A 14,657-nucleotide genomic window follows, 5' to 3' on the forward strand; every position below is an offset into this window, starting at 1 on the left:
TCATGAGTTATGCGGTAAGCGACACCACGGAAAAAGCGCTGGAAAAGGCCATCGAACGCAGCCTGACCGGCACCACGAGTGAAGCGCAGGCGCAGGGCATTACCGAGCCTGCTACTTACGGCGTGAGTGGTGCTTACCGCCTTGGCCATGCCAGCGACTTCGATGCGGCGCTGGCGCTGGATACCCCTCGGTTCTGGGAGTTTCTCGAAACCACTCAGCCGAAAGCACTCGACAAGCTCAAGACCCGCCACCCCGCCGATTGGCGGGCGCGCATTCTCGGCCAGTACGACAAGGTGATTAAGCGCAAGGGCGTGCTGCACCTATTGAAAAAAGGCCTGCTGGTCGAGGATGCCCACCTTATCTTGATGTACCCCGCGCCGCTGGCCAGTTCCGCTCAGACGGTGCACGACAACTTCGCCGCCAACGTGTGGAGCGTGACGCGCCAGGTGCATCACTCGTTGGCGAACCCCAACGAATCCATCGATATGGTGCTGTTCGTCAACGGCCTGCCTATCGTCACCCTGGAGTTGAAAAACGCCTGGACGCAACAGACGGCGCGTTACCACGGCCAGAAGCAGTACCGCGACAGGGATGCCTCCCAGCCGTTGCTGCAGTTCGGGCGAGTGCTGGTCCATATGACCGCCGATACCGATGAAGCCTGGATGGCGACCAAGCTCGCCTGGGACGCCACCTGGTTTCTGCCGTTCAACAAAGGGCATAACGAAGGCGCGGGCAACCCGCCTAACCCGAACGGCCACCGTACTGCTTATCTATGGGAAGAGGTGTTCAAGCCCGACAGTCTCGCCGGTATCATCCAGCACTTCGTGCTGCTGGAAGGTAAAAGCACCGACCCGCTGGCGAAGAAAAGCCTGATCTTTCCGCGCTATCACCAGCTCAACGTGGTACGCAAGCTGCTGGCCCATACCGCTGCGCATGGGGTGGGCCAGAGTTACCTGATTCAGCACTCCGCCGGATCGGGAAAATCCAATTCGATTACCTGGGCCGCCTACCAACTGATCGAAAGCTACCCCGAGCAGGCCGACCTGCCCGGCGCGAAGGCGCTGGATGCGCCGCTGTTCGATAGTGTGATCGTCGTGACCGACCGCCGCCTGCTGGACAAGCAGCTGCGCGAGAACATCAAGGACTTCTCCGAGGTGAAGAACATCGTCGCCCCGGCGATGCGCTCTTCGGATCTCCGAGCGGCGCTGGAGAACGGTAAGAAGATCATCATCACCACGATTCAGAAGTTTCCCTTTATTATCGATGGCATCGCGGACCTCTCTGATAAGCGTTTTGCCGTGATTATCGACGAAGCCCACAGCGGCCAAACCAGCCACTCTCAAGGCAACATGAACAAGGCCATGGGGGGAAGTTCGGAAACGGACGAGGAGGACAACCAGGACAAGATTCTCACATCCATACGGGCACGCAAGCAGCGGGGCAACGCTTCTTATTTTGCCTTCACGGCTACCCCCAAGAACAGTACGTTGGAAATGTTCGGCGTAAAGCAGCCAGAGGGCGGATACGAGCCATTTCATCTTTACAGCATGAAACAGGCGATCGAGGAGGGTTTCATCCTCGATGTGCTGGCCAATTACACCACCTACAAAGGCTATTACGAGATTCAGAAGTCCATTGAGGACAACCCGCTGTTCGATACCGCCAAGGCGCAGAAGAAGCTGCGCGCCTTCGTCGAACACCGCCAGCAAACCATCGACATCAAGGCCGAGGTCATGGTGGAAGACTTCGTCGATAACGTGGTCAACAAGAAGAAGCTGCGCGGTAAGGCTCGGGGAATGATCATCACCCAGAATATCGAGATGGCCATTCGCTACTATCGCGCGGTACAGAAGGAGCTGGAGAAGCGCGGCAATCCGTTCAAAGCGTTGATTGCCTTTTCGGGTGATAAGGAGGTCGACGGCATCAAGTACACGGAAGCCGAGATGAACGGTTTCCCCGAGGAGAAGACGCGCTTCTATTTCGATGGCTACGACGATAAAGGCAAGCCGATGCTGCTGAACGGCCAGAGCGTCGAGAACACCTTTCGGTTACTGGTGGTGGCCAATAAGTATCTGACCGGCTTTGATCAACCCAAGCTTTGCGCCATGTATGTGGATAAAAAGCTGCAGTCGGTGCTGGCCGTTCAGGCGCTATCGCGTTTGAATCGCTCGGCGCCCAAACTGGGCAAGCGGACCGAAGACCTGTTCGTGCTCGATTTTTTCAACGAGGTCGACGACATCAAAAAGGCGTTCGACCCCTTCTTCACCGTGACGACGCTGTCGCAGGCGACGGATGTCAACGTTCTGCATGCCTTGAAAGATGCACTCGATGAAACCGGTATTTACGAGTGGGAGGAAGTGGACGAGTTCTGCCAGCGTTTCTTCAACCAGGAGGATGCCCAGAAGCTGAGCCCACTCATTGATACAGCCGCCGAGCGGTTCAACGCGGAGCTGGGGCTCGAGGATAAAGACAAGATCGACTTCAAGATCAAGGCCAAGCAGTTCGTCAAGATCTACGGTCAAATGGCATCGATCATGCCGTTCGAAGTCGTGGCGTGGGAAAAGCTGTTCTGGTTTATGAAGTTCCTCATTCCGAAGCTAAAGATTCAGGACCCGGACCAGGATGAACTCGATGAGCTGCTTGAGGCCGTCGATCTTTCCTCCTACGGATTGGGCAGAACGAAGCTCAACCATGCCATTACACTGGATGCCGAGGAGGCCACGCTCGATCCGCAAAACCCCAATCCGCGTGGGTACCGTGAAGAAGAGAGCCAGAAGGACCCGCTCGAGGAGATCATCAAGACCTTTAACGAGCGCTGGTTTCAAGGCTGGAGTGCTACGCCAGAAGAGCAGCGCGTCAAGTTTCTTAATATTTTGGACAGCGTGAGAGCACATCCAGATTTCGAGCAGAAATTCAGCGATAACCCAGACCCCTACTCGCGTGAAATCGCCTTCGATAAAATCATGAAAGAAGTGATGTTGAAACGGCGCAAGGAGGAGATGGAGTTATACAAACTCCACGCCCAGGACCCGACGTTCAAGGCGGCGTTTTATCAAAGCCTTAAAAATGCGCTGCAAAACCCTGGGCTGGGCAGAAATGTATAAAAGTGAGCTTGTCTAAAAAGCTCGCGCTGTATCGTGACCAAGAGAGAGACTAATGACATCCAGTCACCCACGCCCAACCTCCATCCGCATCTTCCTCGCCGACGGCACGCCCGAAGGGCTACGAGTGGTCGAGAAATCTAACTGGACGGGCAGGGCAGTGGTGGCTAATCGCTCACAGCTTGAGCGTGCACTGGCCAGAAGCGAAATGGCGCAGCCGGGCGTCTATGTGCTCACCGGTCAAACGGAAGATGGTGCGGCCAAGTTGTATGTAGGCGAAGCCGATTCGCTCGGAGATCGTATCAAGCAGCATGTGTCGGGGAAGGAGTTTTGGACACGGGTGGTTGCCTTTACTAGCACTAATGAAGGCTTGAACAAAGCCAACGTGCGTTATCTGGAAGCTGGTTTACTGGCTCTGGCGAAGACTGCTAACCAGTGGGCGCTAGACAACGGCACCTTTCCGGCACCGCCCCCGCTTTCTGAAGCCGACCGTGCCGATGCCGAGTGGTTTTTAGCCGAGATGCTGGTGATTTTTCCGCTATTGGGAATTGATGCGTTTGAATCAGCTAGCAGCCAAGCCGCTGCGTCATCTTCAGATCAAGTCGAGCCGCCGCTGACACTTTATCTTAACGAACGTGGGGCTGAAGGCACTGGTAAAGAAGTCGCCGATGGCTTTGTGGTACTCAAAGGCTCATTGGCACGTGCTGAAGAAACTCTTTCCATCCATGACTACATGCGCGAGCAGCGCCAGCTCCTGCAAGAGCGTGGCGTACTAGCGCCACAGAATGGAAAATTGATATTCACCCAAGATTTTCGGTTTTCCTCTCCTTCAACAGCAGCGGGCGTATTAGTGGGCGGTAGCGCCAACGGCCGTTTGGCTTGGAAGGATGTTAACGGAAAAACTTTGAAAGCTATCCAAAACGTAAAGTTATCAGTTATTTAGCCAAAACGTTTTTCAACTTGCCCTAGTGGAATGTGTGCTTTTCTGTATTCTTTATCCCACCTGAAACAACTTCCTGACTTGACTAGCCCATGAGCCAAATATCAACCATAAACGACCCATAATATGATCTGAATAGGCGGGGCAATCAGCTCATGTATATCTGGGAACAACAGCATTGGCCGCTTTTTGAGTGGGACGAATCCGCGCTGCGGCCTACGTTAGATGCCGTGCGGCTGCTGCAGGGGCGTGTGTTGGGTAAATCCGAGGCTGCGCCCGGGCAGGCGGATCTGGATGTGGAGATGGATGCGCTGATTCAGAATGCTATTTGTACCAGCGAAATTGAAGGCGAACGCCTGGATGTTGGCTCGGTGAGGTCTTCCGTGGCTCGCCAGTTGGGTGTCGAGCTGGCCGGTATGCCTGGCAGAACGACATCAGAATCTGAGGCACTGATAGCGCTGTTGCTGCAATCTACGCGTCAGTTAGATGAGCCGCTTACCTATGAGCGGCTGTGCCTTTGGCAGTCCATGCTGTTTGTGCAAGGCCCTGGCCTGATGAGTCAGATGCGTGTGGGCGAGTTGCGTGGTGATCACCTCATGCAGGTAGTCTCAGGGCGACTTGAACGGCCTACCGTCCATTTCGAAGCGCCACCCCGTGAACAGTTGGATGCCGAATTGGGTGCGTTTCTGACGTGGTTCAACCATCCGCCAGAGGGGCTGGATGCGTTGGTGCGCGCAGGTATTGCACATCTATGGTTGGTTACCTTGCATCCCTTTGACGATGGCAATGTGCGCGTCACCCGCGCAGTCACCGACCGGGCGCTCGCGCAGGCAGAGAGGCAATTGGTGCGTTTCTACTCTCTAAGTGCGGCGATCATGGCGCGACGAAGCGCTTACTACGACTACCTCGAACGCACCCAGAAGGGAAGTCTCGATATTACGCCTTGGCTGTTGTGGTTCCTCGATACGCTAAAAGAGGCGCTTGAGCAGGCGCTGTTAAGAATTGATCGTGTGTTAGTGAAAGCGACCTTTTGGCAGCGCCATGCCACTACTGTGCTGAACGAACGGCAAATTAATGTGCTGAACTGTTTGTTGGATACCGCAGGGGAGGAGTTTGCACAGGGTATTAATGCCCGCAAGTACCAATCGTTGGCTAAGGTGAGTAAAGCCACTGCCACGCGGGATTTAGCAGAACTGGTGGAGAAAGGCTGCCTTTCCAAGCTGCCCGGCGGCGGGCGCAGCACGCGTTATGCAGTGGTGTTTAGGCTAGTCCAATGAGTCACCTGAGTATTGATATGTTTCTGTCCTCAAAAGCTTATTTAATAAGTTGGATGCCATGAAAATCGACCTATACCAAGTAGATGCCTTTGCCTCAAAACCCTTTGAAGGCAACCCAGCAGCCGTGTGCCCGCTGGAGGCGTGGTTGGATGATGCGCTGCTGCAGGCCATTGCAGCGGAGAATAACCTTTCCGAAACCGCGTTTTTCGTACCCACGGAAGCGGGCTACCACCTGCGCTGGTTTACGCCTTCGGTGGAGGTGGATCTTTGCGGCCATGCCACCTTAGCGGCGGCCTGGGTGGTGTTCCATGCCTTGGGCGTGGTGGCCGAGGCGGTGGCCTTTGAAACCAGAAGCGGTGTACTGACCGTTCGCCGCGAGGGCGATGTGCTGGTGATGGATTTCCCCGCAAAAATGCTCGCACCGCTAAACATGCACGCAGAGGTAGCCGCTGCCCTGGGCGGTATCGAAATCGAGGAACTGCTGATCTCGGATGACATTGTGGTGGTAGTTGAAGAGGCGAGTGTGATTGATCGCCTGGCACCGGATATGCAGCGGCTTAAACAGTTACCAGGGCGAGGTGTGGCCGTTACCGCGAAAGGCGACGACGAGGATTTTGTGTCTCGCTGGTTTGGCCCCAAGGTCGGCGTGGAAGAAGACCCGGTGACCGGCTCGGCCCATACCTCGCTTGCGCCCTACTGGGCAGCGCGTTTGGGTAAGCAAGCGCTGACTGCTCGCCAGGGTGGGGCACGCCAAGGTGCGCTTAGCTGCGTGGTAGAAGGCGAGCGCGTGATGATTAAAGGCCGCGTTGCGCCTTATCTAATGGGGCAAATCACGCTGCCTGATAGCTAATGAGCATAGGCTATGGCGATGAGTCCCAGCGGGAGTATCAGGATTGAAAACAAACAAGTAAATGAGCATACCGTTCTTTTTCTTTATAGATCTGGTAGTTTGTGGTCTTTAGGTACACCAAATTTATATTTTTCAAAGTCGAGTGTAGTAAATCCTTTAGTTGAATGCTACTTTGTGTCCTATGAGTACACAAAAAAAATTAATATTAAAGAATGTATTAGAAGCCATACCACCTGGGTTTATGGCGGATACCGCTTGGCTTGAACGACAGGGCGTGAGCCGCTTTCTGGCACGTAAATACGTCGAGAACGGCTGGCTAGAGAGGATTAACCGAGGTGTATTTCGGCGTCCTGCGCCCAGCACAGCCATCGATTGGAAAACCTGCCTGCTCTCCATGCAGCACATCATGCGTTATGACATTCATGTCGGTGGCACCACGGCACTCTCCTTGCAGGGGTATGATCATTATTTACGTTTGGGCAGCAATGCGCCTGTTTGGGTATACGGTGATACGATCCCTAGCTGGCTCAGCAAGCTACCACTTACCGCCCCCATCAAAATCCGCAACACGTCACTGTTTTCTGACTCATCGCTAGGGCTAGCTAATCAGAGAAACAATGATGAAGACGCACTGCCATGGGAGTGGATGCTTAATATGTCGATGCCCGAAAGGGCGGTGATGGAAGCTATGGATGAGCTGCCCGACCACGAGAGCTTTCATCACCTCGATATGCTCTTTGAGAGCTTGACGACGTTACGCCCAAAAGTGCTGTCCGTGCTGTTGCACAGTTGTAAGAAGATTAAGGTAAAGCGGCTATTCTTTGTCTTTGCGGATCGCCATGACCACCCTTGGCGCAAGCGTCTTGATGCCACCGCGTTCAACCTTGGCAGTGGCGATAGGGCACTCGTCAAAGGCGGTAAGATTCATCCACGCTATCGTATTATGGTGCCTGCAGAATTTACGGGGGAGGGGGCTAGCGATGGCACGTGAGATTTATGAGGCGCAGGTTGCGCTACTGGTACGTATCCTTCCGTATGTTGCTAAGGAAGAGTTCTTCGCGCCCTTCACATGAGCTATTGAATCCAAACCTCATCGATCTTGATCAGCCTTATACACAAGAATTTGAGGGTATGACCAGAACTCCTGTTAGCCTCGAAGAACTGTTGAGCATACGTAAGCGGTTGATTGCGGATATTCAGTCACGCTTTGATGAAAATACCAAACGCTTCTTACTGAGCCTGCATGACGGTATACCGGATTTTGATGCCATCGGCCGCCCAGAAGCAGCCAATCTGCCTGCTGTACGCTGGAAACTCATCAACCTGAAAAAACTGAAAAGCGATAACGCCTCGAAACATGCTGAGCAACGCCATGAGCTGGAGCACTTGCTGGGATAAGAGGTACAAATCGGGATGCGAAAGAGACCGCCCGCCCCAGCCACCGTGTGCTTTACTGTCTGCAATGCTTATTCACGGAGCAAGCACCCATGGCTATTGGCGGTTTAATAGGATTACTGGATGAGGTTGCCGCCTTGGCGAAGCTAGCCGCCGCATCACTGGACGATGTGAGCGCCGCCGCTGGTCGTGCGACGGCGAAGGCGGCAGGGGTGGTGGTGGATGATGCGGCGGTGACGCCGCAATATTTGCACGGGGTAGTGGCAGAGCGTGAGCTGGCAATTGTGAAGCAGATCGCGCTGGGCTCCATCCGCAACAAGCTGATGTTTATTCTACCGGCGGCGCTGCTGCTGAACCACTTTCTGCCCGGGCTACTGCCGATCATCCTGATGATAGGCGGCACCTACTTGGCTTTTGAGGGCGCGGAGAAGGTATGGCATAAGCTCTCTGGCCAGCATGACGATGACAAGCCCGCGGTCGAAAAAGGGCCAGAAGCCGAGAATAAGATCGTCAGTGGTGCCATCCGCACCGACCTGATTCTGTCGGCTGAAATTATGGTGATTGCGCTGGCGACGGTGTCTCATCAGGGGCTCTGGTCACAGCTAGCCAGCTTGGTGGTGGTGGCGTTTGTTATCACGATACTGGTGTATGGCGTGGTGGCGCTGCTGGTCAGGATGGACGATGTGGGCCTGAAACTCGCCCAGCGTGATCATTCAGGCATACAGGCGCTGGGCCGTGGCTTGGTCACGGCCATGCCCAAGGTGCTGGCAACGATCTCGGTGGTAGGTACTGTCGCTATGCTCTGGGTGGGTGGGCATATCCTAATGGTTAACTTGGGTGCCGAGGGAACGGGATGGTTCAACGCGCCCTATGAATGGGTACACCATATCGAGCTAGGCATTCGCGAGGCCACCGGCGCCTTGGGCGGCACGCTTGGCTGGAGTTTCAATACGCTGTGCTCTGCGGTGATTGGCTTTTTGGTGGGCTCGGTGGTGGTGGGTGTGTTGCGCTTCGTTCCTGCCCAGCGCTAGTAACATTTGCTGTATAAATAGACAGTTTTTATGCTAAGGTTTACTTAACCACCTGAGGGCGGGCGCGCTGGAGTCTCTCTTTTAGTATGCAAAGATGAGTACTGCTGAATTGAGTACTGCTGGATTGAGTGCTGCTTGCTTGGGAGGTGCTTGTTTTGAAGTCGCACAGCGCTTTAAGTAAACCTGAGAGGCAACATTCATGAATGACCAGCAAATACAGATATTCATCAGCGAAGATGGGCAATCACATCTAGAGGTAACGCTTGAGCAAGAGACCGTTTGGTTAAGCCAAGCGCAGATGGCAGAACTGTTTAACACCAAGCGCCCTGCAATCACCAAGCACTTAAGTAATATTTATAAAAGTGGAGAGCTGAATGAAGACAGCACATGTTCCATTTTGGAACATATGGCTGAGCATGGGCAGCGATACCGCACCAAACACTACAATCTTGATGCCATTATTTCTGTTGGTTATCGGGTTAGCTCAAAGCGTGCCACCCATTTCCGAAAGTGGGCAACTCAAGTATTAAAAGACCATTTGGTGCAAGGCTATACCCTCAACCAGCGCCGTCTAACCGAGCGTGGCATAGAGTTTGAGCAAGCGGTGAATCTGCTCAGCCGAACCCTGACCAATCAAGGCTTGGTTTCAACAGAAGGAGAAGCGGTTGCTCGTGTGATTAGCGATTACGCTCGTTCTTGGAGCCTGCTGCAAGGCTACGACGAGCAACAATTGACCGAGCTAAACATCAAACAGCCCGGTATGCACTCACTTGAGTTGGAAGAAGCCTTGAAAGCTATTGGCGAGTTAAAACAGACCTTAATCGCTAAAGGTGAAGCAACCGAACTGTTTGGGCAGGTGCGGGGCGACGGTTTGACCTCAGCCTTGGCCACCATCGAACAGGGATTTGGCGACGAACTGTTTTACCCCAATGTGGCCACCCGAGCGGCGCATCTGCTTTACTTTGTGATCAAGAATCACCCTCTGGCCGATGGAAATAAGCGCTGTGGATCGTTTTTGTTTCTATGGTACTTGCGTCGCAATGCAGCTTTGCTAGCCCGGCCCGTTGAGCAACTGATCAACGACAATACGCTTGTCGCATTAGCGCTGTTAGTGGCTGAAAGCCTACCCGATCAGAAAACGTTGATGATTCGGCTGATTGAGCATTTCATACTGCTGAAAGACGAATGAAGCTATCAATAAGGCAGCGCTGAGATCTAATGCCATGGCACCGACCGCCGATTATTCAAGCAATCACGTGCTATGTGATTGAGTAGGCCAGCGCAACTCAAAACAAGAGCCGCCCTCATCAGAGGGGGTGCATCTGGCCTCGCCACGGTGGGCTCTCGCAATCGCCGCGACTACCGCCAATCCGAGCCCACTTCCTCGCTTGTCTCCAGGCGTACCATTTTCGGTATCCCGTGCATGTCGGAACGCCGTGAAAATATGAGCGGCATCTTCCTGTGGTATGCCTGGGCCAGCGTCGATGACACGCAGCACATACCCAGCGTCGTCCTGGCGCGTTTGGATGGTGATGGGTCCTGGCGATGCATGCTGGCGAACGTTTTCCAGCAGCGCCAGCAACGCCTGACGACTCAGGCTCTGGCGCGAATACGGCGCTGGCGTTCACCACGTTAAAGGAGTGGGGGCAGCGCGACGGTGCCACGGCGGCAAGCGAAGCGGAAGGCGCTCAGGAAGCATTTCCCGAATGAGGGCCGAATGCAGCAGGTGATTATGCAAGCGGATGCGTCGGCACGCATGCAGGTTGACGATGTGCTCAAGCTGCATGTGCTGAATAGCCAGGGAGGCATGGTGTCGCTCTCAGAGGTGGTGACGCCGGTGTGGGACGAAACACCGCTACAAATTGCGCTACCTGGGTTATCCCGCCACTAGTATTTCCGGCAGTGCGGCGGCGGGGGCTTCCACCGGTGAAGCGATGGCTGAGATGGAGCGTCTAGCGCAGCAGCTTCCGCCCGGTTTCGCCGTGGCCTGGACCGGGCAGTCCTTGCAGGAGCAACAGTCTGCTGCGCAGGCACCCATGCTGGTGGCGCTATCCATCCTGGCGGTGTTTCTGGTGTTAGCCGCGCTCTACGAGAGCTGGACCATTCCGCTGTCGGTCATCTTGGTGGTTCCGTTGGGGCTACTGGGGGCGGTGGCCGCTATGCTGCTGCGTGACCTGCCGAACGATGTGTTCTTCAAAGTGGGGATGGTCACCGTGATCGGGCTGTCGGCGAAAAACGCGATTCTGATTGTTGAGTTTGCAAAACAACTGCGTGAGCAAGGTAAGAGATTGATGGAGGCCGCGGTGGAGGCCGCCAGTCTGCGCCTGCGTTCGATCCTGATGACCTCACTCGCTTTCGGTTTAGGGGTGGTGCCCTTGATGGTCGCGTTTGGCGCCAGCGCCAACACCCAGCATGCGATAGGCACGGGTGTTTTCGGCGGCATGGTCAGCGGAACACTGCTGGTGATTCTCTTCGTTCCGGTGTTCTTCGTGTTCGTGATGGGCCTTCAGGAGCGGGTGAAGGGCTGGAGAGCCAAACGCTAAGGTCGCGTGCAACGGTTATCGCGTACCATGGTGGCACACTCACTGCCGAGGCCCCTTGCCATGACACGCGTTGCTCTCTTCGTGGATACCCAGAACGTCTATTACACCGTGCGCGAGGCCTACGGCAAACACTTCGATTACCGCCGTTTCTGGGCCCAGGCAACGGCCAACCGGGAGGTGGTGGCCGCCCGCTGCTATGCCATCGATAAAGGCGACGCTAAGCAGCGTGAGTTCCAGAATATCCTCCGTTCGATTGGCTTCGAGGTAAGGCTAAAGCCGTTTATTCAGCGCGCGGATGGCTCCGCCAAGGGCGACTGGGACGTGGGCATCACTCTTGATGCCATCGAATACGCCGAGAAAGCGGATGTGCTGGTGTCTGGCGATGGTGATTTCGACCTGCTGGCCCAGAAAATCCGTGAAGTGCATGGTAAGCGCGTCGAGGTCTACGGCGTGCCCCAGCTCACTGCTGCCTCGCTCATTCATGCGGCAAGCGAGTTCATCCCCATCGAGCGCGACCTATTGTTGGGGTAGAGGAACCGCGAGAAGAGTTTGAGCCGAATACAGAGGCTATTCGGCTCAACAAGTGAGCCGAATAGGGTGCCGCCTTACGCCTCTTCGATGCCATCCACCAAAAAGACGCGGTAGTCGGCACCCAGGAAACGGTGTTTGCGGGCTTCTTGGTAGGCGGGGCTTTGGTACCAGGCGCGGGCGGCAGCCATATCAGGAAAGCGTAGGATGACCGCGCCCTCCATCGCGCTGCCTTCCAGCACTTCAAAATCGCCGTAAAACGCCAGCGGCTGCGGGTCGTGGCCTTCGCGGGCGGCTTTGGCTTTTTCGCTGTAGCGCTGCATTTCTTCGTTGTCGTGGGTGTGTTCACGGGTCAGAACGATATAAGCGGGCATTCCTTTCTCCTACGTAATATGAAAAGTCGCTAAAGCATACCACCGCCTAGAGGTGCGGCCCTATGAAGCGTCGCTATGGGATTCATTGGCCTGGGTCGGAGCATCCGCTTCAATCACGCTTTCGTTATCCTTCGCGCGTTCAAGCTGCTGGTTTTCCAGTGCCGCGAGGGCGATGTGGTAGCAGTCGTCGATATGGCTGTTGCCCATGTACTTCATGGCGGTAAAGCTGATACCGCCTGCCACGGCGCTGCCTATTAGCGGCACGAATTTGGAGGCGCTTTTCGCCGCTACCCGCACGCCCATTTTGCTGAGTAGCGAGATAATCAGGTTCTGGGTGATGTATCTGCCCGCCATTTTGCTGCCGGTGTTGGAGATGGCGGTCATCACGAACAGCTTGTTTTCGGTGTCCAGGCTGTCGATCTGCTCCGGCGTGAGGCCGAACTTGCTGTTAATTTTGGGAATGATCCGCATCAGAATGGCCACGTCCGAGCCAACATCCAAGCCCGGTACCGGAATAATCGCGGTGCCTGCGGAAAGTCCGGCGCTTTTGGTCACCATCGCTCGGCACGATTTTTTAATAGCGTCGAGTTCTTCCTTGGTCTGGATCATCGGATATTTCTCGTTTGTCGGTTAAATAACGTCACCCTAGCCGAGTGCTTGTAGGAAGGCGAGCGGGGCGCTCCAAAAGAGAAGGGCGGCCTTTGTGGGCCGCCCTGGGGTTCAGCGTTATTACCGATAGTTAGAAGGTTTGCCAGTCCGCTTCTGAATCTGCATGTTCACGCTTTGTTATCTGTTTTAAGTATGTTGGAGTGGCTAGGGCGTGGTGGTTCGCCTTGGTATACGTTGACACTTTAAACTTAGCAGTAATATCTGCCAGCTGCCGTGCCTGGTCTTCCAGTGAGGCTGCTGCGCTGCTGGACTCTTCCACTAGCGCAGCGTTTTGTTGGGTGACAGAATCGATTTGTGAAATCGCAATGTTTACCTGGTCAATACCCCGGCTTTGTTCTTCAGAGGCCTGGGTAATTTCTGCCATTAGCGCAGAGACTTTGCCAACGTTCTCCGCTAGTTCACGAATGGTTGTACCGCTTTTTTGGGCTTGGGTAGAGCACTCGGTTGTTTTAGAGCGGCTCATTTCCAGCATAGAGCGGATTTGGCTAGCCGATTGCGAGCTTCGGCTGGCAAGTTGGCGAACCTCGTTAGCCACCACTGCAAAACCGCGGCCCTGTTCACCTGCTCGTGCTGCTTCTACAGAGGCGTTGAGCGCCAGCAGGTTAGTTTGAAAGGCGATGCCATCAATAATACTAACGATCTCTCCCATTTTGGCTGCGTTCTCTTCTAATTCACGCATCATTGTTAGCATCTGCTCGCCTTCTTCAGCAGACGTATGCGCTGTTTTGGCAGCACGAGAGGTGATTTTATTGGCCTCTGCGGCGTTGTCAGCGTTCATTTTGACGGTGGCGGTTAGCTCATCAAGGCTGGCAGCGGTTTCTTGTAGCGCAGCGGCTTGTTCCTCAGTGCGCGATGAGAGGTCCTGTGTGCCTATGGAGATCTCATTCGTGCCGGTGAATAAGTTGTCACTGTTCAGCTTCAGCATTTGGACAATGTCGGCTAACTGTGTCTGCATTTCTTGCAAACCATTGAGTAGTGCACCGATTTCATTGCGCCCAAGCAGTTGAATGTCCTGCGTTAAGTCGCCTTTTGCGATCGCGGTTAGGTTGACTAGAATGCTGTTAATTGGGTTGACAATGGCTCTGATAATAACGATTCGCGCTAAAATCACCATGATAAGTGCAAACCCAATAATCGCGATTGTGGCGATAAGTGATAGGCGGCTGTTCTTTTCATCTTGAACTAAAACTTCTGCGCTTCTAGCTTCTGTTAATTGTACAAATTCGCGTACTTTAGCTTGAAAGTCTCTTCTGTTGCTGGCTACTTGTAGCAAAGCATCTTGGGCTGCACTTAGGGTAGTGGCTTGCAGTACATTGTTTAGCAGTGAGATGTACGCTTGGTAAGCCTGGTTAGCTTCCAAAGCCAGTGCTTCGCGCTGGCTACCTGGAGGAGGGGTGATTGAATTAAATTCATCTATGCGCTGCTGTGCTGAGGCTAATGAGGTTTCCGCTTCAGACTTCCAGCGCTCCACTTCACTGCTGTTTTCACCCTCTTCCCAGGTTTTTAAATATTCACGTATGCTTCCATTCGCTTGGGATAAGTTAGCTTCTGAGCGATTGATAGCGTTCATTTGAGTCACACCCATCTCAGATAACTCATAGAGTGACTTTGACCCGTTTTTATTTATGACAATGCTCAACGCAGAAAGTAGCAGCATAAAGAAAACTAGGGTGGCCATGACAATGGTCAATGTTTTCTTTATAGATAAGTTATGAATGATTCGGTTCATTTCATAAACCCTTAGGCAAGGTTGATATGGTCATTTGGGAGTGCGTGTTTACTTTTTTATTATTTTTTAGAGAGGGTTTATGTAGATTTTTCCCTTTCTTGATGAGTGGATTGTGGGCTTTGTTGTATAAGCATGCAATTGCCACATTGTGAAATAATGTGAAAAATAGGGCCGATAATATTGACCGGGGTCAATGTTTTGCGCTGGTAGAGAGATTTTT

General features: G+C 53.9%; 14 protein-coding genes and 1 pseudogene. 11 read left to right on the forward strand and 4 right to left on the reverse strand.

The window, feature by feature from the left end:
- Positions 1 to 2: 2 nt before the first annotated feature.
- The 8 genes from LG300_RS03005 to rhuM all read left to right on the forward strand — a co-directional run bounded on the left by LG300_RS03005 (position 3) and on the right by rhuM (position 9,783).
- A complete protein-coding gene (locus LG300_RS03005; RefSeq protein ID WP_404376941.1) occupies positions 3 to 3,104 on the forward strand; it encodes a type I restriction endonuclease subunit R in 3,102 nt (1,033 codons plus the stop codon).
- 52 nt (positions 3,105 to 3,156) lie between these two features.
- The gene (locus LG300_RS03010; protein WP_404376942.1) at positions 3,157 to 4,044 is read left to right on the forward strand and encodes a GIY-YIG nuclease family protein; all 888 of its coding nucleotides are present in this window, start codon (positions 3,157 to 3,159) and stop codon (positions 4,042 to 4,044) included.
- Positions 4,045 to 4,196: 152 nt separating this feature from the next.
- A complete protein-coding gene (locus LG300_RS03015) occupies positions 4,197 to 5,318 on the forward strand; it encodes a Fic family protein (RefSeq protein WP_404376943.1) in 1,122 nt (373 codons plus the stop codon).
- Positions 5,319 to 5,376: 58 nt separating this feature from the next.
- Positions 5,377 to 6,168: a PhzF family phenazine biosynthesis protein gene (locus tag LG300_RS03020; RefSeq protein WP_404376944.1), complete on the forward strand. Its 792-nt coding sequence runs from the start codon at positions 5,377 to 5,379 to the stop codon at positions 6,166 to 6,168.
- Positions 6,169 to 6,349: 181 nt separating this feature from the next.
- A complete protein-coding gene (locus tag LG300_RS03025; protein WP_404376945.1) occupies positions 6,350 to 7,159 on the forward strand; it encodes a type IV toxin-antitoxin system AbiEi family antitoxin domain-containing protein in 810 nt (269 codons plus the stop codon).
- Positions 7,160 to 7,299: 140 nt separating this feature from the next.
- Positions 7,300 to 7,566 (forward strand): hypothetical protein, encoded by a 267-nt coding sequence (locus LG300_RS03030; protein WP_229755447.1) that lies wholly within the window; start codon positions 7,300 to 7,302, stop codon positions 7,564 to 7,566.
- A gap of 89 nt (positions 7,567 to 7,655) precedes the next feature.
- Complete coding sequence (locus LG300_RS03035) at positions 7,656 to 8,594, forward strand: DUF808 domain-containing protein (protein WP_404376946.1); 939 nt, start codon at positions 7,656 to 7,658, stop codon at positions 8,592 to 8,594.
- A 298-nt stretch (positions 8,595 to 8,892) separates the two neighbouring features.
- A complete protein-coding gene (rhuM, locus tag LG300_RS03040) occupies positions 8,893 to 9,783 on the forward strand; it encodes a RhuM family protein (protein ID WP_404376947.1) in 891 nt (296 codons plus the stop codon).
- A gap of 63 nt (positions 9,784 to 9,846) precedes the next feature.
- Here rhuM and LG300_RS03045 read toward each other — a convergent pair whose 3' ends face one another.
- A complete protein-coding gene (locus tag LG300_RS03045; RefSeq protein WP_404376948.1) occupies positions 9,847 to 10,176 on the reverse strand; it encodes a sensor histidine kinase in 330 nt (109 codons plus the stop codon).
- Between LG300_RS03045 and LG300_RS03050 the strand changes: the two genes are divergently transcribed.
- The 3 genes and pseudogenes from LG300_RS03050 (at position 10,140) to LG300_RS03060 (ending at position 11,668) form a co-directional block, all read left to right on the forward strand.
- On the forward strand, positions 10,140 to 10,304 hold the full coding sequence (locus LG300_RS03050) for a hypothetical protein (protein WP_404378064.1): 165 nt from the start codon (positions 10,140 to 10,142) through the stop codon (positions 10,302 to 10,304). The two genes, LG300_RS03045 and LG300_RS03050, sit on opposite strands and share 37 nt — an antisense overlap.
- Before the next feature lie 22 nt (positions 10,305 to 10,326).
- Positions 10,327 to 11,137 (forward strand): annotated as a pseudogene (locus tag LG300_RS03055) (efflux RND transporter permease subunit).
- Positions 11,138 to 11,197: 60 nt separating this feature from the next.
- Positions 11,198 to 11,668: an NYN domain-containing protein gene (locus tag LG300_RS03060; RefSeq protein ID WP_404376949.1), complete on the forward strand. Its 471-nt coding sequence runs from the start codon at positions 11,198 to 11,200 to the stop codon at positions 11,666 to 11,668.
- A gap of 74 nt (positions 11,669 to 11,742) precedes the next feature.
- On the opposite strand, the gene LG300_RS03065 is transcribed toward LG300_RS03060, so the two are convergent.
- The 3 genes from LG300_RS03065 to LG300_RS03075 all read right to left on the reverse strand — a co-directional run bounded on the left by LG300_RS03065 (position 11,743) and on the right by LG300_RS03075 (position 14,437).
- Positions 11,743 to 12,039, reverse strand: coding sequence for a DUF1330 domain-containing protein (locus LG300_RS03065; RefSeq protein ID WP_404376950.1), 297 nt, complete (start codon positions 12,037 to 12,039; stop codon positions 11,743 to 11,745).
- Between the two features lie 60 nt (positions 12,040 to 12,099).
- Positions 12,100 to 12,648 (reverse strand): hypothetical protein, encoded by a 549-nt coding sequence (locus LG300_RS03070; protein WP_404376951.1) that lies wholly within the window; start codon positions 12,646 to 12,648, stop codon positions 12,100 to 12,102.
- A 130-nt stretch (positions 12,649 to 12,778) separates the two neighbouring features.
- Positions 12,779 to 14,437, reverse strand: coding sequence for a methyl-accepting chemotaxis protein (locus LG300_RS03075; protein WP_404376952.1), 1,659 nt, complete (start codon positions 14,435 to 14,437; stop codon positions 12,779 to 12,781).
- Positions 14,438 to 14,657: the final 220 nt, after the last annotated feature.

Origin of the sequence: Vreelandella aquamarina, from assembly GCF_044805175.1 — a bacterium.
GTDB classification, from domain to species: Bacteria; Pseudomonadota; Gammaproteobacteria; order Pseudomonadales; family Halomonadaceae; genus Vreelandella; species Vreelandella aquamarina_B.

Bases quoted from the DNA above. Each gene is read 5' to 3' on its own strand.
- LG300_RS03060 (WP_404376949.1), top strand. From the start codon at position 11,198: ATGACACGCGTTGCTCTCTTCGTGGATACCCAGAACGTCTATTACACC.
- LG300_RS03070 (WP_404376951.1), bottom strand. From the start codon at position 12,648: ATGATCCAGACCAAGGAAGAACTCGACGCTATTAAAAAATCGTGCCGA.
- LG300_RS03030 (WP_229755447.1), top strand. From the start codon at position 7,300: ATGACCAGAACTCCTGTTAGCCTCGAAGAACTGTTGAGCATACGTAAG.
- LG300_RS03050 (WP_404378064.1), top strand. From the start codon at position 10,140: ATGCATGCTGGCGAACGTTTTCCAGCAGCGCCAGCAACGCCTGACGAC.
- LG300_RS03005 (WP_404376941.1), top strand. From the start codon at position 3: ATGAGTTATGCGGTAAGCGACACCACGGAAAAAGCGCTGGAAAAGGCC.
- LG300_RS03035 (WP_404376946.1), top strand. From the start codon at position 7,656: ATGGCTATTGGCGGTTTAATAGGATTACTGGATGAGGTTGCCGCCTTG.
- LG300_RS03020 (WP_404376944.1), top strand. From the start codon at position 5,377: ATGAAAATCGACCTATACCAAGTAGATGCCTTTGCCTCAAAACCCTTT.
- LG300_RS03010 (WP_404376942.1), top strand. From the start codon at position 3,157: ATGACATCCAGTCACCCACGCCCAACCTCCATCCGCATCTTCCTCGCC.
- LG300_RS03025 (WP_404376945.1), top strand. From the start codon at position 6,350: ATGAGTACACAAAAAAAATTAATATTAAAGAATGTATTAGAAGCCATA.
- LG300_RS03075 (WP_404376952.1), bottom strand. From the start codon at position 14,437: ATGAACCGAATCATTCATAACTTATCTATAAAGAAAACATTGACCATT.
- LG300_RS03065 (WP_404376950.1), bottom strand. From the start codon at position 12,039: ATGCCCGCTTATATCGTTCTGACCCGTGAACACACCCACGACAACGAA.
- LG300_RS03015 (WP_404376943.1), top strand. From the start codon at position 4,197: ATGTATATCTGGGAACAACAGCATTGGCCGCTTTTTGAGTGGGACGAA.
- rhuM (WP_404376947.1), top strand. From the start codon at position 8,893: ATGGCAGAACTGTTTAACACCAAGCGCCCTGCAATCACCAAGCACTTA.